Genomic DNA, 23,913 nt, shown 5'->3' on the forward strand with positions numbered 1-23,913 from the left:
CGCATGTTACATTGCCGTCATGAGCATCGACGTCGTCGACCTCCGCGAGTTCTATTCCCGTCGCCTCGGGATTGTGGCGCGGCAAATGATCAATCGGGGCATCAGGGAGCGCTGGCCGCGCGCCGAGGGCCAGCGCGTGCTCGGCATCGGCTATCCCACGCCCTATCTCGGACTGTTCCGGGAGGACGCCGAGCGCTGCCTCGCCTTCATGCCGGCGGCCCAGGGCGTCCTGAAATGGCCTACGGGGCGGCCGGCGCTGGCCTCGCTGGTGGATGAATTCTCGCTGCCGCTTCCCGATTCCGCGGTCGACCGCATCCTGCTGGTCCACGCGCTGGAGATGTCGGACGATCCGGCTGCGCTGCTGCGCGAGGTGTGGCGCGTGCTGTCTCCGTCCGGCCGCGTGATCGCGGTGATCCCGAACCGGCGCGGCGTGTGGACGCGCAGCGACAATACGCCGTTCGGCCACGGCCGGCCCTATTCGCGCTCGCAGATCACCGATCTGTTGCGCCAGACCTGGTTCACGCCGACCGCCTGGGGCGAGGCGCTGTTCATGCCGCCCTATGCCGGCGGCTGGGTGCTGAAATCGGCGCAGATGTGGGAGCGTGCCGGCGCGGCGCTGTCGCTGCCCTTTGCCGGCGTGCACATCGTCGAGGCCACCAAGCAGGTCTATCGCGCGATCCCCGCCAAGCGCGAGCGGGCGCGGTTGATTCCCTCGTTGAAGCCGGTGCTGGTGCCGTCCTCGACGGTGACGCGCAGCTGAAAACAAATCGTCCCGGCGAGGCCGGGACGATGCAGATCAGAAAATCAGAAGGAGGTTACTCGCCGGGCGCCAGATCGTCGCTGGACGCGGCCGGAGCGGCTTCGCGCTCGGGGCGCGGGCCATGCGGCCGGCGCCGCCGGCGCGGAAAGCGCTCGCCGCCACCACCGCCCTCGAAGCCAGCCTGGCCGCCGTTCGCGCCGACATTCACTTGCGGCTGTGCACCGGTGATGAAGGAGGGCAGGCGATCGACGCTGCCGGCATCGGCGATGACGGGCTGCGGCTGGTTCGGCGGCATTGGCTGCGGCTGATATTGCTGCGGCTGCGGACGATGGTCGCGTTCGCGGTGCTCGCGCGGCTGCTGGTTGTCGCGCTGGTACGACGGCTGGTTGTCACGCTGCTGGTGATCACGCTGATGATGATCGCGCTGGCCGTCGCGGTCGCGCATGAAGGGCTGCTGCTGTTGCGGCTGCGGGACGAAGCCCGGCTCCTGGCCGAAATTCGAGAAATTCTCGCCGTCGTCTTCGCCGTCGTCGCTATTGCTGCTGATGGGCTCGTCGCCGCGCGGCTGCTGGTTCTGGCGGAACTGCTCCTGGGCGGCCGCGATCAGGCGGAAATAGTGCTCGGCGTGCTGGTAGTAGTTCTCGGCCGCAACGGGGTCGCCGGAAGAGCGCGCGTCGCGCGCGAGCTGCAGATATTTTTCGGCGATATGCGAAGCCGTGCCGCGGATCTTGATATCGGGTCCGTTGGACTCGTAGACCCGGGTCATCGGGTTCTGGCCGCGCCGGTTGTTGTTATTGTTGTTGTTGCGGTTGCGCATCCGCTGCTTGTTCTGACCGTTTCTCATGTCCTGCCTTTAATTCCAGCCCTAAAGGTTGCACGCATTACTGATTGCTAGGAGTGACCTGATGACAGCGGTTCACATCGCTCACGCGCACCGCGCGCAAGAGGCGGCTTGAACCCTGCCAATGTTCGTCGACCGTCGCGTTCAACAAAGACGCGTTCCCCACCCGCCAGCATTCATTGCCAGCGAACCCATTCATTTTGCCTGCCAAAACAAGCCCTGGTTTCTTGCGTTAGTCTTCGCGCGCAATATCAGGCTTTCGTTCACTTTGCGGTCGGAAAGCTGCGCACCTCAATGGGCTATCGCGCTTAACAGGACCTGCGGCTTGGAACCTAAAATCAGTGAAGCTCTCGCCCGAGAGCCCGGCTTTCGCCCGTAGGTGTACGGGGCCGACACCGATGTGTTGAGTAGAAGGTAGTCGTTCCCAAGGGATATTCCAAGTGGTTTTTACAGGCCAATCCGGCTTTTATGGGGGCATTTTTCGGGCCGAAACGGCCCGTGGGATACCCGCCAAATCGGCCTTGGGCGGCCTGTCCACCACCAACGCCGCAGCCGTCAAAAGGGTTTCAATATTTCGGGCCTGGCCCTGTCCGGCCTCGACGATCAGCGCTCCGCCGGGCGCGAGACGCTCGGCCGCCTGCGGGATCAGGGCGCGGTAGGCGTCATATCCGTCATTGCCGCCGTCGAGCGCCAGATGCGGATCGTGCTCGCGCACCTCGATGCTCAATTTCGGAATTTCGGCGGAAGGGATATAGGGCGGATTCGACACGATGAGGTCGAATGGGCCGCGGAGCGCCGCTAAATAGGAACAGGCGACGAAGGCGGAGCGGTCGGCAAGGCCAAGGGTCGCGGCATTGCCCCTGGCGGTCTCGAGCGCGTTCAGGCTGAGATCGGTGCCGACGCCGAAGGCGCCGGGAATATCGTGCAGCAGCGCCAGCAGGATCGCGCCGGATCCGGTGCCGATGTCGGCGATGCGTGGCTGGTGGATTGCCTTCTGCTCGCGGAAAAGCTCGAGCGCGCGCTCGACGACCGTCTCTGTGTCGGGGCGTGGGACCAGGGTTGCGTCCGACAGGCGGAACGGCAGGCCCCAGAATTCGCTCGTGCCGAGAATGCGCGCCACCGGCTCGCCCGCGATCCGGCGTTGCGCATGCTGCGCGATCCGCGAGGCCTCCGCCTCCGTGAGAAGCCGGGCGGCCTGCGCAATCAGGCTGGTGAGATCGAGGCCGAGCGCAGCACCAAGCAGGATGCGGGCGTCGAGCTCGGCTTCGTCGATCTGCGCCGATCGCAGCCGCGCCGCCAGTGCACGTCGTGCGCTCTCGATCGATTGTCCGGTGAAGGGATCGCTCACGCGGGGCGTCACGCCGCCGCGCCTTGCGCGGCGAGCTGTGCGGCCTGGTGCTCGGTGGTCAGCGCGTCGATCAATTCGCCAAGCGCTTCGCCCGCGATCACCTGCGGCAGCTTGTAGAGCGTTAGATTGATGCGGTGGTCGGTGACGCGCCCTTGCGGGAAATTATAGGTGCGGATGCGCTCAGAGCGGTCGCCGGAGCCGACCTTTTCCTTGCGCTCGGCCGAGCGCGCCGCATCGACGCGTTGCCGCTCGGCGTCGTAGATGCGCGAGCGCAGGATGTTCATCGCCGAGGCGCGGTTCTTGTGCTGCGAGCGGCTGTCCTGCATCATCACCACGATGCCGGTCGGGATGTGGGTGATGCGGATCGCCGATTCGGTCTTGTTGACGTGCTGGCCGCCGGCGCCCTGCGCGCGCATGGTCTCGATGCGCAGATCATCGTTCTTGATGTCGACGTCGACATCCTCGACCTCCGGCAGCACCGCCACCGTCGCGGCCGAGGTGTGGATGCGCCCCTGCGTCTCGGTGTCGGGCACGCGCTGCACGCGGTGCACGCCGGATTCGAACTTCAGCTTCGAGAACGCGCCGCGGCCCTGCACCTCCGCGATGATTTCCTTGTAGCCGCCGACGGTGCCTTCGCTCGCCGAGATGACCTCGACCTTCCAGCCCTGCAGGCTGGCGAAGCGCTCGTACATCCGGAACAGGTCGCCGGCGAACAGCGAAGCCTCGTCGCCGCCGGTGCCGGCGCGGATTTCCAGCACCACGTTGCGGTCGTCCATGGCGTCCTTGGGCAGCAGCGCGACGCGGATTTTCTTGACGAGATCCTCGATCCTTGGCGCCAGCTCGTCGCGCTCGGCTTCCGCCATGCCGCGCATCTCCGCATCCGTCGCGGGATCGGCGATCAGCGCCTCGGTGTCGGCGAGTTCTTTAACCGCGGACCGGTAAGTCTTGACCGCCTCGATCAGCGGCGTGATCTCGGCGAGCTCGCGCGTGATCTGCACGTAGCGCTCGGAGGCGAGCTGTCCCAGCGATTCGGCCTCGAGCGAAGCGTGATGCGCGAGCAGGACGTCCAGTTTGGCTTCGGGGAGTGACGACATCGGGTAAGTCTCAAATGGCGGAAGGCGGCGAGGCGGCGGGACGCGGGCGACAGGCCCGCTACAAGGCCAGGCCTTCGGCCTCGGCAAATTCCGTCAGCTTCTGCCGGATCGAGACGCTGCCGCTTGGCGCATCCAGCAACGGGCCGAGCATCGCCTCGGCCTTCTTGGCATCGAGATCGATCACCATCGCCTTGACCGGGCCGAGCGCGGTTGCCGACAGCGACAGCGAGCGATAGCCCATCGCGATCAGCGCCAGCGCGCCGATCGGCTTGGAGGCCATCTCGCCGCAGAGCGACAGCGACTTCTGCGCCGCATTGGACTTGCGGGCAATGTCGCGGAGCGCGCGCAGGATCGGCGCCGACATGGTGTCGAAGCGCTCGGAGACCTTGGCATTGCCGCGGTCGACCGCGAACAGGAACTGGAACAGATCGTTGGAGCCGACCGAGATGAAATCGACCTTCTTCAGGAGCTCGTCGAGCTGATACAGCAGCGCCGGCACCTCGACCATGGTGCCGATGTCGATCCGCTCCGGCAGCGTGTGGCCGTGCTGGCGCAGATATGTCAGCTCGCGCTCGACCAGCGCCTTCGCCGAATCGAATTCGGCGACCTCCGAGATCATCGGGAACATGATGCGCAGCGCGCGGCCGCCGCCGGCGCGCAGCAGCGCGCGGATCTGGCCGCGCAAAAGGCCGGGACGATCGAGCCCGAGCCGGATCGCGCGCCAGCCGAGCGCCGGATTCTCCTCGATCACCGCTTCCATGTAGGGCAGCGCCTTGTCGCCGCCGATGTCGAGGGTGCGGAAGGTGACGGGCTTGGTGCCCGCCGCATCCAGCACGGTGCGATAAAGCGCGAGCTGGTCGCTGGTGCGCGGCAGGCTCTGGCCGACCATGAATTGCAGCTCGGTGCGGAACAGGCCGATGCCGGCGCTGCCGGTGTCCTCGATATGCGGCAGGTCGATGGCGAGACCTGCGTTGATCATCAGCTCGACCTTCTGGCCGTCCTTGGTGACGCAGGGCCGGTCGCGCAGCGCGAGGTACTGCGCCTGGCGGCGGGCACGGAAGCGCACGCGCTCGGCGAAGGCCGCCTCGATCTCCTGCGAGGGGCGCACATAGATCGAGCCCGACGTGCCGTCGACGATGATGGCGTCGCCGGGATCGGCGATTCCAGGCGCGTTCGGCACTTCGCCGACCGCAGGGATTCCGAGCGCGCGCGCCACGATCGAGACGTGGGAGTTGGCGGTGCCTTCCTCCAGCACGATGCCGCGCAGGCGCTTGCGGTCGTAGTCGAGCAGCGCCGCCGGGCCCATCGCGCGGGCGATGACGATGGCATTGTCGGGCAATTGTTCGCGTGACGGCGCGTGGTCCTGGCCGACGAGCTGCCGCATCAGGCGGTAGCCGAGATCCTCGAGGTCATGCAGCCGGTCGCGCAGGTATGGATCGGTCGAGCGCAGCATGCGCGCGCGGGTGTCGGACTGCACGCGCTCGACGGCGGCTTCCGCGGTGAGGCCGGTGGCGACCGCCTCGTGCAGCTTGTGCGACCAGCCCTGGTCGTTGGCAAACATGCGGTAGGCTTCCAGCACATCGCGGTGCTCGCCGCCCTCTGCGACGTCGCCGCGCTCCAGCATGCGGTCGAGATCGGCGCGCAGCTTGGCGAGCGCGGTGTCGAGCCGTTTGATTTCCTTCGGCAGGTCCTCGGCGATGTAGTCCTTGATGACGACGCGCGGCTCGTGCAGCACGACATGGCCGAGCGCGATGCCTTCCGACAGGATCGCGCCGACCCTCTGCATGGAGTGGCGCGCGGCCGGCTCGAGGCCGGGCTGGGCCAGCGCCGACAATTCGCCGGAGGCGATCAGCTCCGCCAGCACCATCGCGGTGGTCTGCAGCGCCTCGAGTTCTTCCTCGACATAGGTGCGCTTGGCACGGTTCTGCACCACCAGCACGCCGAGCGTGTTGCCGGCGCGCAGGATCGGCACGCCGAGGAAGGAGTGGTAGATCTCTTCGCCGGTCTCCGGGCGGAACGAGAAGGCCGGATGGCTCTGCGCGTCGTTCAGATTGAGCGGCGTCGCCTCGCTGGCGACGAGGCCGACCAAGCCCTCATGGGCGCTGAGCACGGTATGGTGCACCGCCTCGCGGTTCAGACCTTCGGTGGCGTAGAGCTCGAGCGTGTTGTCGATGCGCAGCACATAGACCGAGCACACCTCGGCCACCATGTTGGCGGCGATCAGCACCACGATCTTGTCCAGCCGCTCCTGGGCCGAGACCTGCTCCGCCATGGTTTCGCGGAGCCGTCTCAACAAGACGCGGGGACCTCCCGACGCGCTCCGCATGTACCCTCAGTCTCCTCCGTCAGCCGGGCCCGAAAGGGGGTCCCGGCGGCTCGCCCGAAAATCCAGAAAAACAACGAATTTGCTCATCCGGCGCCGGCCCGGGTCCAAATCTTCTTCAGATTTGGCGCCTGAGCCGAATCAGCACCGCCTCAACTGGGGCACAGTATGTGGCAGCCCACCCTGTTCGCCGTATAGCGAATTGGGGCTTGTTTTGCCAAGCAAAACGCCTGCCAGACGCGAAGGTGTGTACACCTTCGCGTTTGCTGCGACCGCTAAGAGAAAATTAGCCTAAGCCTGATCGAGGCCGTAGAGCGTATGCAGGGTCCGCACCGCAAGCTCGGTATAGGCGGTGTCGATCAATACCGAGAATTTGATCTCGGAGGTTGTAATGGCCCGGATGTTGATATTCCGTCCGGCGAGGGCCGAGAACGCCTGGGCGGCGACGCCGGCGTGGCTGCGCATCCCGCTGCCGATTACCGATATCTTGGCGACGTCGGTGGCGGTATCGAGCCGGGCATAGCCGATCTTGCCCTTGGCGGCGGTAATCGTATCCCTGGCGCGGGTGAAGTCCGCGGCCGGCACCGTGAAGGTGAGGTCGGTGGTCTTGCCGTCCTCGGAGACGCCCTGCACGATCATGTCGACGTTGATGTTGGCATCCGCCAGCGGACCGAAGATCGACGCGGCGACGCCCGGCTTGTCCTCGATCTGGCGCACCGAAATCTGGGCCTCGTCCTTCGAAAAGGCGATGCCGGTGACGACGTGGCTTTCCATGATCTCCTCCTCGCTGCAGATCAGCGTGCCGGGCGGCTGGTTGGCATGCGGGTCGATATCCTCGGGCTTGTCGAAGCTCGAGCGGACGAAGATCGGCATGTTGTGGACCATGCCGAGTTCCACCGAGCGGACCTGGAGCACTTTCGCGCCCTGCGAGGCCAGTTCCAGCATGTCTTCGAACGCGATCTTGTCGAGCCTCTTGGCCTTCGGCACGATTCGCGGGTCGGTGGTGTAGACGCCGTCGACGTCGGTGTAGATGTCGCAGCGGTCTGCCTTGACGGCGGCGGCGACCGCCACGGCCGAGGTGTCGGAGCCGCCGCGGCCGAGCGTGGTGATGCGGTTGGTCTCGGGGTTGATGCCCTGGAAGCCGGCGATGACGGCGACTTCCTTGCGATCCCTAAAGCGCTTGATGATCTCGCTGCCGTCGATGTCCTCGATCCGGGCCGAGGCATGGGCGTCGCTGGTCTTGATCGGGATCTGCCAGCCCTGCCAGGAGCGGGCCTGGATGCCCATGCTCTGGAGCACGATGGCGAGGAGGCCGGAGGTCACCTGTTCGCCGGAGGCGACGACGGCGTCGTATTCGCGCGCATCGTGCATCGGCGAGGCCTCGGTGCACCAGGCCACCAGCTCGTTGGTTTTGCCCGACATCGCCGAGACGACCACGGCCACTTCGTGGCCGGCGTCGACCTCACGCTTCACATGGCGTGCGACGTTGCGGATGCGTTCGATGTTGGCGACGGATGTGCCGCCGAATTTCATCACGAGGCGGCTCATGACGACGCGTGCATTCCCTCATAAGGATCAGTATGGTGACCCGCACTGGACGGGCCTCGCGGACACCGACCGCGCGTATACATAGCGGCGGGGCCGGGGGCAAGCGGGTTCCTGCGGGGGCAGGCTCGAGGTCCGGTTTGGGGGTAATGGGTTAACCGAGAACATGGCGCGTTACATCGACGAGATCCTGCAACCGGGCGAGCGGGTGCTGTATTCGACCAATGCGCACTGGATCTTCTATTTCCCGGCGATTGTGGCCTGGATCGTGGCCCTGGCCCTGTTCGCCCTGTCCCGGCAGAGCGACATCTACAGCGTGATGATCCTGTCCCTGTTCGGCTCGGGCCTGGTGGCGCTGGCCGCCCTGTACTGGACCGTGAAGGGCTGGTTCCATCGCTTCACCACCGAGACCGACGTCACCAACCTCAGGGTTGTGCACAAGACCGGGTTCATCAAGCGCCGCACCTTCGAGATGGCGCTGGACAAGGTCGAGAGCGTCGACGTCGATCAGACGATTCTTGGACGTATTCTCAACTACGGCGACGTGACCATTCGCGGTGTCGGCGAGGGGATCGAGACGATCAGGACCATCGCTTCGCCGCTCGCCTTCCGTAGTTCGATCACCACGCGGTAGGACCGCGCGTAACCATGAGCATGCAGCAAAATACTTCCGCAACTGCCCAGCTGGGCTCGACCGTCGACGCCGCCGAGATCGCGAAATTCTCGAAACTCTCCGCGGAGTGGTGGGACCCTAAGGGCAAGATGGCGCCGCTGCACCGGATCAACCCGTTGCGGCTCGGCTACATCCGCGACGCCGCCTGCCGCAAGTTCGAGCGCAACGTGCGCAGCCTCAACTGCCTCGGCGGCCTGCGCGTGCTCGACATCGGTTGCGGCGCCGGCCTGCTTTGCGAGCCGCTGTCACGGCTAGGGGCCCAGGTCATCGGCGTCGATCCCTCGCAGAGCAATATTGCGGCCGCAAAACTGCACGCCGACAAGAGCCATCTTGCGATCGACTACCGCTGCACCACGGTGGAGGAGATCGACCCGCGCGAGCGCTTCGACATCGTGCTGGCGATGGAGGTGGTCGAGCACGTCGTCGACGTCGGCGTTTTCCTGAAGCGCTGCGCCGCGATGCTCAAGCCCAACGGGCTGATGGTGGTCTCGACGCTGAACCGGAACTGGAAGAGCTTTGCGCTCGCCATCGTCGGCGCCGAATACGTGCTGCGCTGGCTGCCGCGCGGCACCCACGAATGGAACAAGTTCGTCACCCCCGACGAGCTGACGAAATACCTGCTCGACAACCGCCTCGTCATCACCGAGCAGACCGGCGTCGTCTACTCACCCTTCGCCGACAAGTGGACCCTCTCCTCCGACATGGACGTGAACTACATGGTGGTGGCGGAAGGGATGGTGTGAGGGGCTGTTCGTGGCGGCCCAGCTGCATCCACACCCACGGTGTCGTCCCGGCGAAGGCCGGGACCCATACCCCCAGGAGAAGTTGCAGCGCGAAGCTCGTCACCACGAATCTTCGCCAAACCAAATCGAGTGGCTATGGGTCCCGGCCTTCGCCGGGACGACATCGGCGTTTGTAGCGAGAGCATCGCACCCATGACATCCCTGTGATTGACCTGCTTTGCTGCTAGCGGCAGGTTGGCCGCAAATCCTCTCCCGCCACACCATCCCCACCCACCCCCATGCTCACCATCACCAGCCTCTGGATTCCCTTCACCGTCATTGCCGCGCTCGGGCAGGTCGCGCGCAATGCGATGCAGCGGTCGCTGACGAAGCCGCTGGGGACGTGGGGCGCGACCAATATCCGCTTCCTGTTCGGCTTTCCGTTCTCGCTGCTGTTTCTTGGCGTCGTGCTGGTCGCGACAGGCGATCATCTCGGCATGCCGCCGTCGGTGTTCTGGCCGTGGCTGCTGCTCGGTGCGCTCAGCCAGATCGTCGGCACCGGGTTGATGCTGCTGGCGATGAACGATCGCTCCTTCGTGGTGACGACGGCATACCTCAAGACCGAGGCGATCCAGACCGCGATCTTCGGCTTCGTCTTCCTCGGCGATCATCTCACCTTGCTGAAGGTACTGGCGATCGTGGTTGCGACAATCGGCGTCGTCATCACGGCGCTGCGGCCCGGCGGCGAGAAAAGCTTTGCCGAGCTGAAGCCGACCATTCTGGGGCTTGTGGCGGCCGCGGCGTTCGCGCTGTCCGCGGTCGGCTTCCGCGGCGCCATCATCACGGTGCCGAACGTGTCTTTCGTAACGGCGGCGTCCTTCACGCTGGTGCTGGGCCTGTTCGTGCAGACTCTGATTCTGACGATCTACCTGCTTTGGCGCGCGCCCAAGATCCTGCAGGCGATCCTTGGCCTGTGGAAGCCGTCGCTGTTCGCCGGCTTCATGGGCGCCTTCTCCTCGCAGTTCTGGTTCCTGGCGTTCGCGCTGACCGCGGCCGCGAATGTCCGCACGCTCGCCCTCATCGAGGTGCTGTTCGCACAAGGCGTGGCGTACTACTCGTTCAAGCAGCCGATCGCGCCACGCGAGATCTTTGGCATCGCGCTGATCGTGGTCGGCGTGGCGGTGTTGGTGGGGGCGTAGTTGACTGTCATTCCGGGGCGCCCGAAGGGCGAACTATGGAGCGCAATTGCGCTCCTGAGAATCTCGAGATCCCCCGATGCGCAATTGCGCATCTGAGGTCTGGTCCTTCGGACCATCCCGGGATGACGCGCTTCGCGCGTCAATTCCTGTCTTCCGGCAGCGTCGGCAGCGGCGAGACTTCGATGCCTTCGTCGATCAGCGACTTGGCCTCGTCGGGCGAGGCCTCGCCGTAGATCGGCCGATGCTCCTTGTCGCCGTAGTGCATCGCGCGGGCTTCGTTCGCAAAGCGCTCGCCGACATTGTCGGCGTTCTTCACGATGTGGTCGCGCAGCTCCTTGATCTTGGCGCGCAGCTCGCGCTCCTGCGCCATCAGCAGCGAGGTCGGTCCTGACGGCGCAGTCTCGGGCACGGGTGTTGCAGCGGGCTCCGGCGGAGGCGTGGCCGGCCCGCGGCCCTTCTTGCCGACGATGCGCGGGGCCATGATCGCCTTCTCGACCTTGGCCGAGCCGCAGATCGGGCAGGTCACGAGCTTGCGCTTCACCTGCGAATCGTAGGCCGACGAGCTCTGGAACCAGCTTTCGAATGCGTGGTTGCGGTCGCAGTGAAGCGCGTAGCGAATCATGCCGATCCCCGCACCAGATGCAGATGATCCGGCCCGGCCTTGGGGTCGGCGACGCCGAAGCGGCGGCCGTGCTGGAGCGAAGGGATCGCCCGGCGCGCAGTCTCGACCTTGGCGGGATCGATCGTGGCCATGATGATGCCGGGCTCGACATCGCCCTCGGCGAGGATCTCGCCCCAGGGGTCGATGATCAACGAGTGGCCATAGGTCTCGCGCTTGTTCTCGTGCAGGCCGGCTTGCGCGGCAGCGAACACGAAACAACCGGTCTCGATCGCGCGCGAACGCAGCAGCACGTGCCAGTGCGCTTCGCCGGTCTTGCGCGTGAAGGCCGACGGCACCGTGATGAAATATGCGCCGCTTTCGGCCAGCGCGCGGTAGAGCGCGGGGAAGCGCACGTCGTAGCAGATCGTCAGCCCGACCCGACCCCAGGGCAGGTCGGAGATCACGGCGGTCTCGCCCGGCTGGTAATTGGCGGATTCGCGATAGCTCTCGCCGTCCGGCAGCTCGATGTCGAACATGTGGATCTTGTCGTAGCTCGCGAGCACATTGCCCTCGGGCCCGATCAGGAACGAGCGGTTGACGGCTTTTTCGTCCGAGAAACGCAACGCCAGCGAGCCGACATGGATGTGGATCTTCAGCTCCGCCGCGAGCGCGCGGTAAGCCTTCAGCGAGGCGTCGTTCTCTTCGCTCTGGAGGTGCTCGAACAGCGCCTTGCGGTTGAGCTGCATCATGTTGCTGACTTCGGGCGTCTGCACGTAGTCGGCGCCGTTGGCCGCAGCCTGCCGGATCAGCCTGGTGGCCTGCGCGAGGCTGGGTTCGGGCATCAGGCCGGTGCGCATCTGCACCATCGCGGCGGTGAAGGTCCTGACCTCGCTCATGATTCGGCCTTCACGCTTTCGAGCATGCCGTCGAGCTTGCCCTCGCGGTCGAGGGCGTAGAGGTCGTCGCAGCCGCCGACATGGCTGCCGCCGATCCAGATCTGCGGGAAGGTCGAGCCCTCGCCGGCGCGGTCGTACATCTCGTCGCGCCAGGACGGGTTCCTGGCGACGTCGAATTCCGTGAAGGTCGCCTTCTTGCGGGTCAGCAGCGATTTGGCCGCGGAGCAATAGCCGCAGCCTGGTCTGGTGTAGATCTCGACAGCGGCGGTCATCTTGTCTGGCGCTCTCATGTCATGAATTCATTGAATTATATGGGACTTCACCTGACCTCCACAACCCGGGCAAAGACCAGCACGTCCACCTGGGCCGCTTTGGCGCGCAGCAAGGCACGGGCGCAGGCATCCAGCGTCGCCCCTGACGTCAGGACGTCGTCGATCAGGACGATGCGGCGGCCCTGCACCTCGGCCTGACGGTCGGGAGATACCTGGAATGCGCCCTGCACATTGGTGGCGCGCTGGGCCCGCGACAGGCCGATCTGCTGCTCGGTGGCGCGCACCCGGCGCAGCACCTCGCCTCGCACTTTCACCCCGCTCTGCCGCTCGACGCTTCGCGCCAGCGCCCCAGACTGGTTGTAGCGGCGGCGCCAGGCCCGTCGCCAGTGCAGGGGAACGGGGATCAGCATGTCGGCGCCGGCGAGCAGCTCGCCGCCCGCGCGCGCCATCCAGCGGCCCATCGCCGGCGCCAGATCGGTGCGGTCCTGGTATTTCAGCGCGTGCACCAGCGCGCGCGCGACGTCGTCATAACGCACGGCTGCGCGCGCCCGCTGGTAGGCCGGCGGGCTCGCGATCGCCTCCATCGACAGCATGTCAGGACCGGGATCGTAGACGAAGGGGATGCCGAGGCGAGGGCAGTAGGGCCGTTCGATGAATGACAGCCGCGCCCAGCAGGCCGCGCACACGCCCTCGCCATCCACCGGCTCGCGGCAGGACACGCACAAGGTCGGCAGCGCAATGTCGAGCGCGAGCCGTGCCGCGCGCGCCAGCGCGTGACGGCCGGCCGTCCACGCGGCACGCAGAGGGGTAGCGATGGACCGGGAAGGGGCGGCGTCGGCTTCCATGGGGGAAGGCTAGCGCTCTGCGACAATCCGCTCAAGCGGCTCGGTCTCGTGCCCCGGACGCAGCGCGGCGCGTCACTTGGTGCCGCACTGCGTCCGGGACACGGTTGCCAGAACGACTTGGATCGGCGTAACCAGCGGCATGGCTCAGAACGTGCAAACCCCGCCCGCCCTGTTCGATCGGGCCTTGCTGCACGCGCGGCAGCGCCGTGCGCACGCGCAAGGCGCCGTGAGCTTCCTGCTCGATCGGGTGACCGAGGACATGTCCGACCGGCTCGCCGCGGTGATGCGGGAGTTTCACGCTCCGGCCGATCTCTGGACGCCCGGTGAAGGCCTCGCGGTCCTGCGCGCGCGGCTGCCGTCACTTCAGCGGATTGCACTTGGCGAAACCGGCGAGGAGAAGCTGCCCTTCACGCCCGAGAGCCTCGATCTCGTCGTCTCGGCACTGGCGCTGCAATTCGTCAACGACCTGCCGGGCGTGCTGGCGCAGGTCCGGCGCGCGTTGAAGCCGGATGGCTTGCTGCTGGCCGCGATGATCGGCGGCGACAGCCTCACCGAGCTGCGCCAGGCCTTTGCTGCCGCCGAAGCCGAATGCGAAGGCGGCGTGTCGCCGCGCGTCGCGCCGTTCGCCGATCTGCGCGACATCGGCGCGCTGTTGCAGCGCGCGGGCTTTGCGCTGCCGGTCACAGACGTCGACCGTGTCGTGGTGCGCTACGCCAATGCCTTCGCGCTGATGCAGGATATCAGGCGCATGGGCGCGGCCAATGTATTGATCGAACGCCGCCGCACGCCGAGCCGGCGCGCGACGCTGCTGCGCATGGCCGAGATCTATGCCGAACGCTTTGCCGATTCCGACGGCCGCATCCGCGCGACATTCGACATCATCTGGCTCTCAGGCTGGGCCCCGCATGCGAGCCAGCAGCAGCCGCTCAAGCCGGGGTCGGCCAAGGCGAGCCTCGCGGAGGCAGTGAAGAAGGCGGGGGAAGAGTGATCCTCATGGTGAGGAGGCGCGTAAGCGCCGTCTCGAACCATGCAGGCCCCGCTCTTGCCGTGTGGCCATCCTTCGAGACGACCGCTTCGCGGTCTCCTCAGGATGAGGTCCGGCTTCACATCAGCAAATCAATCAAATGCGGGATCAGCGGAATGTCCGCGGGCGGCATCGGGTAGTCGCGCAGCTTGTTGGCACGGACCCAGGCGAGGGTCTGGCCTTCGCGTGCGGTGACCATCCCCTCCCAGCGCCGGCAGATGTAGAGCGGCATCAACAGGTGGAAGGTCTCGTAGCCGTAGCTCGCAAAGGTTAGCGGCGCCAGGCACGGCTCGGCGACGGTAATGCCGAGCTCTTCATGCAGCTCACGGATCAGGCTCTGCTCCGGCCGCTCGCCCGGCTCGAGTTTGCCGCCGGGAAATTCCCAGAGGCCGGCCAGCGCCTTGCCTTCGGGGCGCTGCGCGATCAGGACGCGCTTGTCGGCATCGACAAGCGCGCAGGCCACAACCAGTGTGAGCTTGAGAGGGGTCATGCAGACTACGACCTGTAATCCCCGTTGATCGCGACATATTCCTTGGTGAGGTCGCAGGTCATGACGCGGTCGCGGCCCTTGCCGAGGCCGAGCGAGACCTTGATCGCGATCTCCGGCGCCTTCATCGCCTCCGACACCTGCGCTTCGTCGTAGTCAGGATCGCGCGCGCCGCTCTTGGCGACGCGGATGCCGTTGAAGGAGATCGAGAGCTTGTCGCGGTCGGCCGGCTCGCCGGCCTTGCCGACGGCCATCACCACGCGGCCCCAATTGGCGTCCTCGCCGGCGATCGCGGTCTTCACCAGCGGCGAATTCGCAATCGACATCGCGATCCTGCGCGCCGACGCCTTGGTCTTGGCGCCTTCGACGGTGATCTCGACCAGCTTGCGCGCGCCTTCGCCGTCGCGGGCGACCTGCTCGGCGAGGTTGGCGAGCACCTGGTTGAAGGCCTTGACGAAGGCCTTCAGCCTGGGATCGCTGGCGCGGCTGATCTTGGGCGCACCGTGCTCGGCGGCCGCGCCCGTCGCGAAGGCCAGCAGCGTGTCCGAGGTCGAGGTGTCGCCGTCGATCGTCACCGCGTTGAAGGTGTCCTCGACGCCGCTCTTGAGCAACGCTTGCAGGGCGGCCGGCGCGATCGGCGCGTCGGTGAAGACGAACGACAGCATCGTCGCCATATCGGGCGCGATCATACCGGCGCCCTTGGCCATGCCGTTGATGGTGACCTTGGCCTTGCCGAGCCTGACGGTCGCGGTCGCGACCTTGGGGAAGGTGTCGGTGGTCATGATCGCCTTGGCCGCGGCGAGATAGTCGCCGGGCTCGGCGGTCTCGGCCAGTCGCCCCAAAACGCCGTCGAACTTGGTCGCGTCCAGCGGCTCGCCGATCACGCCGGTCGAGGCCAGGAAAATCTCGCTCTCGCTGCACCCGACGGCCTTGGCCGCGATCTTGGCGGTCAGCGCGGTGGAACTGCGGCCGGTCTTGCCGGTGAAGGCGTTGGCATTGCCGGAATTGACGACGAGGGCGCGCGCCTTGCCGCCCTTCAGCTTGGCGCGGCACCATTCCACCGGCGCGGACGGGCATTTCGACTTGGTGAAGACGCCGGCGACCGCAGTGCCCTTGTCCATCACCGCCAGAAGCACGTCGGTGCGGTTCTTGTAGCGGATGCCGGCCTCGGCCGTCGCAAGGCGGACGCCCGCGATCACGGGCATGTCGGGAACAGTCTTGGGAGCGAGGGGAGAGACGGAGGAGGACATCGCGGGGCGCCTTGGTGGGGTCTGGATATGCAGATGGCCGGGCATTTGCCCGGCCATTGCGACGTTAGATACTATTGGCGTCCGCGAAGTGACAGCGAATTCTTACTTCTTCGCAGGGGGCGCCATCTTGCTGTCGGAGGGCTTCGCATCGGAAGGCTTGGCCGCGTCGGCCGGCTTGGCGTCCGCGGCGGGCTGGTCCAGCCGCTCGACCTTGGCTTCCGTGCGCAGCTTGGCGACGTAGTCGGCCTGGGCCTTGCGGGTGACGTATTGCTCGATCTGGGCCTTGACCTGCTCGAAGTCCGGCGCCTTGCGGTTGCGCTTTTCCTCGACCTTGATGATGTGCCAGCCGAACTGCGACTTCACGGGGTCGGAGATCTTGCCCGGCTCCAGCGCGAAGGCCACCGCCGAGAATTCCGGCACCATCTGCTCCTTGGTGAAGAAGCCGAGGTCGCCGCCGTCGGCGGAGCCCGGATCCTTGGACTTCTTCTTGGCGAGTTCGGCGAAATCGGCGCCCTTGTCGAGCTCGGCCTTCACCGCCTTGGCCTCGTCCTCGGTCTCGACCAGAATGTGGCGGGCGCGCACCTCCTGCTCGCCGGTGATCTGCTTGGAGGCCTCCTCGTAGACCTTCTTCATGGCGTCGGGGGTGGTGGCGGCCTTGCCCTCGTTGGCGAGCAGGCTGTCCATCAGGAGGCGGTTGCGGGCGAACGCCAGGCGCTTCTTGAATTCCTCGCTGTCGGCGACCTTCTTGTCCTCGGCGGCCTTGGACACGATCTTCATGTCGATCAGGAAGGACAGGACGTTCTCGTCCTTGGTCGCCGGGTCCATCTGGGCGAGGCTCGGCCCGAGTTCCTCCTCGGCCATGGCGACGTCGCTCTTCTTGATTTCAGCGCCATTGACCTTTGCCAGGACCGGATCGTCGGCAGCCCGGCCGGGACCCGCGATCAGCGCCAGCGCAAGGCAGCCCACGAGGGCGGTGGCGAGGCCGAAGCGCAGGCCGGTTTTGGTTACCGGGAACGAGGTGGTCATGGAAAATCCTTTTGTTGAAGCAGGGGGCTGCTCGAGCGGGGCGGACACTCGCCCAATTCAGGGGGGCTTGGCAACGCGAAAAGTCTGTCAAAATGATGAATTAGCCGCAATGCGCCCGCCGTTGACAAGGCCCTGACCGGGCCATATCTCTGCCCGGTCGCGACCATGGCGATGGCGTTTATTTTGCTGCGTTTTTGGCCGTTGAACCCAGACTTGCCCAATTCCCACCCATATGGCGGATGACCCCCCGCAGTCCGGGCTCTGGCGCCATCAGCGTCACGGTGAGTTGATAGGCAGGCGGGGGACAACTTCTTGGCTGCAACGCGGTTAAATCGCGAACACAGGAACTAGGCATGATCGGCGCGCTCGCCCGCAAGTTTTTCGGCTCCGCCAACGACCGGCGGGTGAAGGGATATCAGTCCCGCGTCAACGCGATCAACGCGCTGGAGCCCGAGCTCATCAAGCTCTCCGACGAGGAGCTCAAGGCCCGCACGGCCGACTTCAAGAAGCAGCTCGCCGAGGGCAAGACGCTCGATGACCTGCTGGTGCCGGCCTTCGCGACCGTGCGCGAGGCCGCCAAGCGCACGCTCGGCCAGCGCCATTTCGACGTCCAGCTGATCGGCGGCATGGTGCTGCACGAGGGCGACATCGCCGAGATGAAGACCGGCGAAGGCAAGACGCTGGTGGCGACGCTTGCGGTCTATCTCAACGCGCTCGCCGGCAAGGGCGTCCATGTCGTCACCGTCAACGACTACCTCGCCCGCCGCGACTCCGGCTGGATGGGCCAGATCTACGGCTTCCTCGGCATGACCACGGGCGTGATCGTCCACGGTCTCGACGATGCCGAGCGCAAGACGGCCTATGCCTGCGACATCACCTACGGCACCAACAACGAATACGGCTTCGACTATCTGCGCGACAACATGAAGTACCGGCTCGAGGACATGGTCCAGCGGCCGCACTTCTTCGCCATCGTCGACGAAGTCGACTCCATCCTGATCGACGAAGCGCGCACGCCGCTGATCATCTCCGGCCCGCTCGACGACCGCTCCGACTTCTACAACACCATCGACGGCTTCCTGCCCAAGCTCGACAAGACCGACTACGACGTCGACGAGAAGCAGCGCACGGTGACGCTCACCGAAGCCGGCATGGAGAAGATCGAAACCCTGCTGCGCGACGCCGGCCAGCTCAAGGGCGAGTCGCTCTACGACGTCGAGAACGTCTCGGTCGTGCACCACATCAACCAGGCCCTGCGCGCCCACACGCTGTTCACCCGTGACAAGGACTACATCGTCCGCGACGACGAGGTCGTCATCATCGACGAGTTCACCGGCCGCATGATGCCGGGCCGGCGCTATTCGGAAGGCCTGCACCAGGCGCTCGAGGCCAAGGAGCACGTCCAGGTCCAGCCCGAGAACCAGACGCTGGCCTCGATCACCTTCCAGAACTACTTCCGCATGTACGAGAAGCTTGCGGGCATGACCGGCACCGCCGCGACCGAAGCGGACGAACTGTTCGACATCTACAAGCTCGAGGTCGTGGAGATCCCGACCAACCTGTCGGTCGCGCGTCTCGACGAGGACGACGAGGTCTACCGCACGCAGAAGGAAAAATACGCCGCCATTCTCGCCGAGATCGAGCGGGCGAACGCGCGGCTCCAGCCCGTGCTGGTCGGCACGGCGTCGATCGAGAAGTCGGAGGTGCTCGCCGAGTTCCTCAAGTCGAACGGCTACAAGCAGATCGATTTCGGCAAGGAGAACGCGCTCGACAAGCTCTATGCGGCGGCCCGTGCCGGCAAGCCGTCGAAGCTGTTCGCGGTCCTGAACGCGCGCTTCCACGAGCAGGAAGCCTATATCGTCGCGGAAGCCGGCGTGCCCGGCGCGATCACGATCGCGACCAACATGGCCGGCCGCGGCACCGACATCAAGCTCGGCGGCTCGCTCGAGATGCGCGTCCCGAAGGAAACCGCGGGCATCGAGGACGAGGCCGAGAAGGCCAGGAAGATCGAGCAGATCAAGGCCGACGTCGAGCGCTTCCGCGAGATCGTGCTGAAGGCCGAGGAGATCGTCGAGATCGAGCCGGCGAAGGGTTCCAAGCCCGCCAAGACCGTGACGAAGCCGGGCGGTCTCTACATCATCGGCTCCGAGCGTCACGAATCCCGCCGCATCGACAACCAGCTGCGCGGCCGATCCGGCCGCCAGGGCGACCCCGGCCGCTCGAAGTTCTTCCTGTCGCTGGAAGACGATCTGATGCGCATCTTCGGCTCGGACCGCCTCGACAGCATGCTCCAGCGTCTCGGCCTGCAAGAGGGCGAGGCCATCATCCATCCCTGGATCAACAAGGCCCTGGAGAAGGCGCAGCAGAAGGTCGAGGCCCGCAACTTCGACATCCGCAAGAACCTGCTCAAGTTCGACAACGTCCAGAACGACCAGCGCAAGGTGATCTTCGACCAGCGCGTCGAGCTGATGAAGGACGACAGCGTCGCCGAGACCGTTACCGACATGCGCCATGCCTTCATCGACGACCTCGTCGCCAAGCACGTGCCCGAGCATGCCTATGCCGAGCAGTGGGACGTTGCCGGCCTGAAGGAGGAGCTGAAGCGCGTGCTCGATCTCGACCTGCCGGTCGACGACTGGGCCAAGGAAGAGGGCATCGCCGACGAGGAGTTGCTCAACCGCATCGAGAACCGCGCCGACGAGCACATGGCCGCCAAGGTCGCGCAGTGGGGCCCCGACGTGATGCGTTACGTCGAGAAGACCATTCTGCTCCAGACGCTCGACCATCTCTGGCGCGAGCACCTGATCATGCTCGACCATCTGCGCCAGGTCATCGGCCTGCGCGGCTACGGCCAGCGCGATCCGCTGCAGGAGTACAAGACCGAGGCCTTCAATCTCTTCCAGGAGATGAGCGCGCACCTGCGCGAGGCCGTCACCGCGCAGCTGATGCGGGTCGAGATCGTCCCGCCGGAGCAGGAAGCGCCCGTGCTGCCGCCGATGGAAGCGCACAAGTTCGACCCGAACACCGGCGAGGACGAGATGGCGCTCGCCAGCGTCACGCTCGGCGCGCCGGCCTCCGACGCCGCCCAGCGCGATCCGAAGAACCCGGCATCCTGGGGCAAGATCGGCCGCAACGAGGATTGCCCGTGCGGCTCAGGCAAGAAGTACAAGCACTGCCACGGGCGGTATGCGTAACCGCTAGGCCCCACTGTCATGCCCTCGCGAAAGCGGGGCATCCAGTACGCCGCGGCGCTAGTTAAGCGCGACACCGCTGCAGCACATTCCGTCGTCATCCCGGCGAAGGCCGGGATCCATACCGCGGAATCTATCGAGAGCATGCAGTCGTTGTACCGCGCGAAGAAGCGCAACTAGCAGTCTGCGTCAAACCCAATCCTGGGGTAATGGGTCCTGGATCAGCGCTCCGCTCGAGACAAAGCTGCGCGTTGTCTCGAGCTGCACTTGTCCAGGACGACGTGGGTTGAGAAATCGCGTCCGAAACGACGAGCTCAATTCGAGCTGTCGATCAAGCTCTCCAACAGCCGCTTCAATTCGCTCGTCGACTTGTCGCCGTAGCTTTCCAGGATGTGCTCCTCCTGGTCCACCGCGAGCGAGTTGAGCTTCTTGCACAGCACCTTGCCGCGGTCGGAGATGAACATCAGCACCTTGCGGCGGTCGTTCGGGTCCTGCACGCGATAGACCAGCGTGTCGGAGACCATGCGGTCGATCATCTTGGTCAGCGTCGGATGGTTGAGCAGCACGGCGTCCGCAAGCTCGCCCATCGAATGGCCGTTGCCATCCGACAGCACTTTCAGGATGCGCCATTGCTCGACGGGAACACCTTCCTTGCTCAAGCGCAGTTCCAGCTGCCGGTTGATCTCCCGGTTGGCTTGCGCGAGCAGGTAGGCGAGATGTTCGGTGATCGGAGTGTTTTCTTTCGACGGTTTTGCCACGGCTAAGACTTCGTCTTGACCCAAATGAGTGAATGTCTTGCAATCAATGCTGCATCTATATGCACTTCAATTCTTGAATATTCAATATTTTCAAAATAGGATCATTGCCCAACAAAAGGGCGGAAGCCGCGGCCGCCTGCTCAATGTGCTTTCAGGTCTGGTGCCAGACAGGAGTTGGCGTGCGCGCGACGGTAAACTTCCCGGCTCACGGCGGCCCGGCGTTGCCGCCGTCCTTGCTGTTCAGGAATCTGTCGTCGTCGGCGGCCGACTTCGACCTGTCTCCGGTTGACGCGCATTTCATGAAGCGCCGTGGTGCGCGCAACAAGCTGCGCATCGGCAATTTCCTCACCTTCACCGGCTCGCCCGGGATCTGGGGCCCGACCTCCACCAACAGCGCGATGCTGGCGGTCGCCGAGATCAACAAGCGCGGCGGCATTCTGGGCCGCGAGCTGGAGCTGTCGATCTACGATTCCGGCGGCCCGATCGACGAGGTGGTGCAGCGCGCGGAGCAGGCGATCGCCTTCGACGAGGTCGACCTCATCATGGGCTCGCATATCAGCGCGGTCCGCGTCGCGCTGCGCAAGGTCACCGGCAATCGCATCCCCTACATCTACACGCCGGTCTATGAGGGAGGCGAGCGCACGCCGGGCGTGATGGCGATCGGCGAGACGCCGCGCTGGCAGAGCCGCCCCGCCATCCACTGGCTGGCCGACGTCAAGAAGGCGGCTCGCTGGTATCTGATCGGCAGCGACTATGTCTGGCCCTGGCAGTCGCATCGCGCGGTGAAGCGCTACATCAAGGAGGCCGGCGGCCAAGTCGTCGGCGAGGAGTTCGTTCCCGTCGGCGAGGACAATCACGAGGCGCATCTGGCGCGCATCCACGCTGCCAAGCCGGACGTGGTGCTGATCTCGCTGATCGGCACCGACAGCATCACCTTCAACCGTGCCTTCGCCGAGGCAGGGCTTGCCACCTCGACGCTGCGGCTCGCGGGCGCGATGGACGAGACCGTGCTGCTCGGCATCGGCGCCGACAACACCGAGAATTTGTTCTGCGCCTCCGGTTATTTCAACTGCATGGCCTCGCGCGCCAACGACGAGTTCCTAAGTGGCTATCAGGCCATGTTCGGCCCGCACGCGCCGCCGGTCGGCTCGGTCGGCCAGTCGAATTATGAGGGGTTGCGGTTCCTGGAATCCGTGGCCAACCGCGCCGGCTCGCTGGCCTTTCGCCCGCTGCTCAAGGCCGCGCGCAACACCGTCTATTCGGCGGGCCGCGGACCCGTCACCATCCGCGATGGCCGCGCCGAGATGCCGATGTATCTTGCCGAAGCGGACGGTCTTGACTTCAAGCTCATCAAGACGCTCTGAGATCCGGCCGCTCGTCCGTCACGGCCGAGCTTCGAAATAATACTTGAAAAGGAAAATATTTCCGTCTGTAATATCGAGGCGAAGCCGGCTGGCTCGCGCCGTGCAGGCGCGAGCGAGCGGCCTCCATCCAAAGCCAGGGATCAAGAAACCTCAAGGAGAGCGCCGTGACAGTTGTCCTTCCCACGCCCGCCCAACTTCGCAGCGTCGCCGAGCAGTGCGGCCTTTCGCTCACCGACGACGACGTCGCCTCGTTCCGCGGCCTGATGCAGGGCTCGATCGACGCCTACAATCTCGTTGCCGCGATGCCGGACGAGGTACCGGAGGTGAAATATCCACGCACGCCGGGCTATCGGCCCTCGCCCGAGGAGAACCCGCGCAACGCCTGGTATCGCAAGTCGACGGTGAAGGGCGCCGCCGGCGGCAAGCTCAAGGGCAAGACCGTCGCGCTGAAAGACAACATCATGCTGGCCGGCGTGCCCATGACCAACGGCTCGTCGACGCTGGAGGGCTATGTGCCCGATTTCGACGCCACCATCGTCACGCGCATGCTGGATGCCGGTGCCGAGATCAAGGGCAAGGTGCATTGCGAGCACTTCTGCCTGTCCGGCGGCAGCCATACCGGCTCTTACGGGCCCGTGCATAATCCGCACAAGATGGGGTACTCGGCCGGCGGCTCGTCGTCAGGCTCGGGCGTCGTGGTCGCGCTCGGCGAGGTCGACATGGCGATCGGCGGCGATCAGGGCGGCTCGATCCGCATGCCGTCCTCGTTCTGCGGCATTTACGGCATGAAGCCGACCTGGGGCCTCGTGCCTTACACCGGGATCATGCCGATCGAGATCTATGTCGACCATACCGGTCCGATGACCGCGACCGTCGCTGACAACGCGCTGCTGCTTGAAGTGCTCGCCGGCGATGACGGCTACGATCCGCGCATCAAGGCTCCGAAGGTCGAGGAATACACCAAGGCGCTCGGCCAGGGCGTCAAGGGCATGAAGATCGGCATTCTCAAGGAAGGCTTTGAGCAGCCGGTCGCAGAAGCCGCGGTGAATGAAAGCGTGCGCGAGGCGGCAAAGCGCTTCAAGGATCTTGGCGCCACCGTAGAGACGGTCTCAATCCCGATGCATCTCCTGGGCGGCGCGATCTGGACCCCGATCGGCACCGAAGGCCTGACCCAGACCATGATGTTCGGCGACGGCTACGGCCTCAGCCGCGGCGATCTCTATTCGACCTCGCTGATGGATTTTCATCGCGGCTGGCGCCGGCAGGCCGACTCGCTGTCCGAGACCACGAAGCTGTTCATGATGCTCGGCACCTACATCAACAACAATTTCGGTCCACGCTTCTACGGCAAGGCGCTCAATATCTCCCGCAGGCTGACCGCCGCCTACGACAAGGCGTTTGGGGATTACGATCTGCTTTTGCTGCCGACGACGCCGATGAAGGCAACCAAGCTGCCGGAGCCCAATGCCAGCCGCGAGGACTACGTCGCCCGTGCGCTGGAGATGATCGGCAACACCGCGCCGTTCGACATCACCCATCATCCCGCGATGTCGCTGCCCTGCGCCATGGTCGACGGCCTGCCCGTCGGCCTGATGCTGGTCGGCCGCATGTTCGAGGAATCGACCATCTATCGCGCCGCGCACGCCTTCGAGCAGATCGGCGACTGGAAGAAGATGTGAGCGAGGCGTCGATGC

21 protein-coding genes are annotated in these 23,913 nt (G+C 65.4%); 8 read left to right on the forward strand and 13 right to left on the reverse strand.

All coding sequences use genetic code 11. From position 1 onward, the window contains the following. The first annotated feature begins 19 nt into the window (after positions 1-19). On the forward strand, positions 20-760 hold the full coding sequence (locus tag AAFG50_RS02350) for a methyltransferase domain-containing protein (protein ID WP_011083053.1): 741 nt from the start codon (positions 20-22) through the stop codon (positions 758-760). 55 nt (positions 761-815) lie between these two features. Here the strand turns inward: AAFG50_RS02350 and AAFG50_RS02355 are convergent, their stop codons facing one another. The 5 genes from AAFG50_RS02355 to AAFG50_RS02375 all read right to left on the reverse strand — a co-directional run bounded on the left by AAFG50_RS02355 (position 816) and on the right by AAFG50_RS02375 (position 7,914). Next, the gene (locus tag AAFG50_RS02355) at positions 816-1,604 is read right to left on the reverse strand and encodes a DUF4167 domain-containing protein (protein ID WP_011083052.1); all 789 of its coding nucleotides are present in this window, start codon (positions 1,602-1,604) and stop codon (positions 816-818) included. A 463-nt stretch (positions 1,605-2,067) separates the two neighbouring features. Then, a complete protein-coding gene (gene prmC / locus AAFG50_RS02360) occupies positions 2,068-2,961 on the reverse strand; it encodes a peptide chain release factor N(5)-glutamine methyltransferase (RefSeq protein ID WP_028175792.1) in 894 nt (297 codons plus the stop codon). Next, positions 2,958-4,043 (reverse strand): peptide chain release factor 1, encoded by a 1,086-nt coding sequence (gene prfA, locus AAFG50_RS02365; RefSeq protein WP_028175793.1) that lies wholly within the window; start codon positions 4,041-4,043, stop codon positions 2,958-2,960. Before prfA ends, prmC begins: the two co-directional genes overlap by 4 nt. Before the next feature lie 58 nt (positions 4,044-4,101). Then, positions 4,102-6,369, reverse strand: coding sequence for a phosphoenolpyruvate--protein phosphotransferase (gene ptsP / locus AAFG50_RS02370; protein WP_028175794.1), 2,268 nt, complete (start codon positions 6,367-6,369; stop codon positions 4,102-4,104). A 288-nt stretch (positions 6,370-6,657) separates the two neighbouring features. Then, on the reverse strand, positions 6,658-7,914 hold the full coding sequence (locus AAFG50_RS02375) for an aspartate kinase (RefSeq protein WP_028175795.1): 1,257 nt from the start codon (positions 7,912-7,914) through the stop codon (positions 6,658-6,660). 163 nt (positions 7,915-8,077) lie between these two features. On the opposite strand from AAFG50_RS02375, the gene AAFG50_RS02380 reads away from it, so the two are divergent. The 3 genes from AAFG50_RS02380 to AAFG50_RS02390 all read left to right on the forward strand — a co-directional run bounded on the left by AAFG50_RS02380 (position 8,078) and on the right by AAFG50_RS02390 (position 10,505). Next, positions 8,078-8,545, forward strand: coding sequence for a PH domain-containing protein (locus AAFG50_RS02380; RefSeq protein WP_011083047.1), 468 nt, complete (start codon positions 8,078-8,080; stop codon positions 8,543-8,545). Between the two features lie 14 nt (positions 8,546-8,559). Then, positions 8,560-9,327, forward strand: coding sequence for a bifunctional 2-polyprenyl-6-hydroxyphenol methylase/3-demethylubiquinol 3-O-methyltransferase UbiG (gene ubiG / locus AAFG50_RS02385; RefSeq protein ID WP_028175796.1), 768 nt, complete (start codon positions 8,560-8,562; stop codon positions 9,325-9,327). Positions 9,328-9,605: 278 nt separating this feature from the next. Then, positions 9,606-10,505, forward strand: a complete 900-nt coding sequence (locus tag AAFG50_RS02390; protein ID WP_028175797.1) for an EamA family transporter — start codon at positions 9,606-9,608, stop codon at positions 10,503-10,505. A gap of 139 nt (positions 10,506-10,644) precedes the next feature. Here AAFG50_RS02390 and AAFG50_RS02395 read toward each other — a convergent pair whose 3' ends face one another. The 4 genes from AAFG50_RS02395 to AAFG50_RS02410 are packed head-to-tail and all read right to left on the reverse strand — an operon-like array spanning position 10,645 to position 13,119. Continuing rightward, a complete protein-coding gene (locus AAFG50_RS02395; RefSeq protein ID WP_028175798.1) occupies positions 10,645-11,127 on the reverse strand; it encodes a DUF1178 family protein in 483 nt (160 codons plus the stop codon). Continuing rightward, positions 11,124-12,002, reverse strand: a complete 879-nt coding sequence (locus AAFG50_RS02400; protein WP_028175799.1) for a carbon-nitrogen hydrolase family protein — start codon at positions 12,000-12,002, stop codon at positions 11,124-11,126. Before AAFG50_RS02400 ends, AAFG50_RS02395 begins: the two co-directional genes overlap by 4 nt. Continuing rightward, positions 11,999-12,274, reverse strand: coding sequence for a glutaredoxin 3 (gene grxC / locus AAFG50_RS02405; protein ID WP_028175800.1), 276 nt, complete (start codon positions 12,272-12,274; stop codon positions 11,999-12,001). The genes AAFG50_RS02400 and grxC overlap by 4 nt, the downstream gene beginning before the upstream one ends. Positions 12,275-12,321: 47 nt before the next feature. After that, the gene (locus AAFG50_RS02410) at positions 12,322-13,119 is read right to left on the reverse strand and encodes a ComF family protein (protein WP_028175801.1); all 798 of its coding nucleotides are present in this window, start codon (positions 13,117-13,119) and stop codon (positions 12,322-12,324) included. Positions 13,120-13,258: 139 nt separating this feature from the next. On the opposite strand from AAFG50_RS02410, the gene AAFG50_RS02415 reads away from it, so the two are divergent. Continuing rightward, the gene (locus tag AAFG50_RS02415; RefSeq protein WP_028175802.1) at positions 13,259-14,107 is read left to right on the forward strand and encodes a methyltransferase domain-containing protein; all 849 of its coding nucleotides are present in this window, start codon (positions 13,259-13,261) and stop codon (positions 14,105-14,107) included. 115 nt (positions 14,108-14,222) lie between these two features. Here the strand turns inward: AAFG50_RS02415 and AAFG50_RS02420 are convergent, their stop codons facing one another. From AAFG50_RS02420 to AAFG50_RS02430, 3 genes are all read right to left on the reverse strand, one after another. Continuing rightward, positions 14,223-14,633, reverse strand: coding sequence for a (deoxy)nucleoside triphosphate pyrophosphohydrolase (locus AAFG50_RS02420; protein WP_028175803.1), 411 nt, complete (start codon positions 14,631-14,633; stop codon positions 14,223-14,225). A gap of 5 nt (positions 14,634-14,638) precedes the next feature. Next, on the reverse strand, positions 14,639-15,880 hold the full coding sequence (gene argJ, locus AAFG50_RS02425; RefSeq protein ID WP_028175804.1) for a bifunctional glutamate N-acetyltransferase/amino-acid acetyltransferase ArgJ: 1,242 nt from the start codon (positions 15,878-15,880) through the stop codon (positions 14,639-14,641). Between the two features lie 102 nt (positions 15,881-15,982). Next, positions 15,983-16,906, reverse strand: coding sequence for a peptidylprolyl isomerase (locus tag AAFG50_RS02430; protein ID WP_028175805.1), 924 nt, complete (start codon positions 16,904-16,906; stop codon positions 15,983-15,985). 353 nt (positions 16,907-17,259) lie between these two features. On the opposite strand from AAFG50_RS02430, the gene secA reads away from it, so the two are divergent. Continuing rightward, complete coding sequence (gene secA / locus AAFG50_RS02435) at positions 17,260-20,100, forward strand: preprotein translocase subunit SecA (protein WP_028175806.1); 2,841 nt, start codon at positions 17,260-17,262, stop codon at positions 20,098-20,100. A gap of 311 nt (positions 20,101-20,411) precedes the next feature. On the opposite strand, the gene AAFG50_RS02440 is transcribed toward secA, so the two are convergent. Beyond that, positions 20,412-20,855, reverse strand: a complete 444-nt coding sequence (locus tag AAFG50_RS02440) for a MarR family transcriptional regulator (RefSeq protein WP_018643508.1) — start codon at positions 20,853-20,855, stop codon at positions 20,412-20,414. Positions 20,856-21,034: 179 nt separating this feature from the next. Here AAFG50_RS02440 and AAFG50_RS02445 point away from each other — a divergent pair, with 179 nt between their 5' ends. Next, the gene (locus tag AAFG50_RS02445; protein ID WP_028175807.1) at positions 21,035-22,219 is read left to right on the forward strand and encodes a substrate-binding domain-containing protein; all 1,185 of its coding nucleotides are present in this window, start codon (positions 21,035-21,037) and stop codon (positions 22,217-22,219) included. Positions 22,220-22,383: 164 nt separating this feature from the next. Then, positions 22,384-23,898: an amidase gene (locus tag AAFG50_RS02450; RefSeq protein ID WP_028175808.1), complete on the forward strand. Its 1,515-nt coding sequence runs from the start codon at positions 22,384-22,386 to the stop codon at positions 23,896-23,898. The last annotated feature ends 15 nt before the right edge of the window (positions 23,899-23,913 follow it).

It is taken from the genome of Bradyrhizobium sp. B039 (genome assembly GCF_038965675.1).
Lineage (GTDB): Bacteria > Pseudomonadota > Alphaproteobacteria > Rhizobiales > Xanthobacteraceae > Bradyrhizobium > Bradyrhizobium diazoefficiens.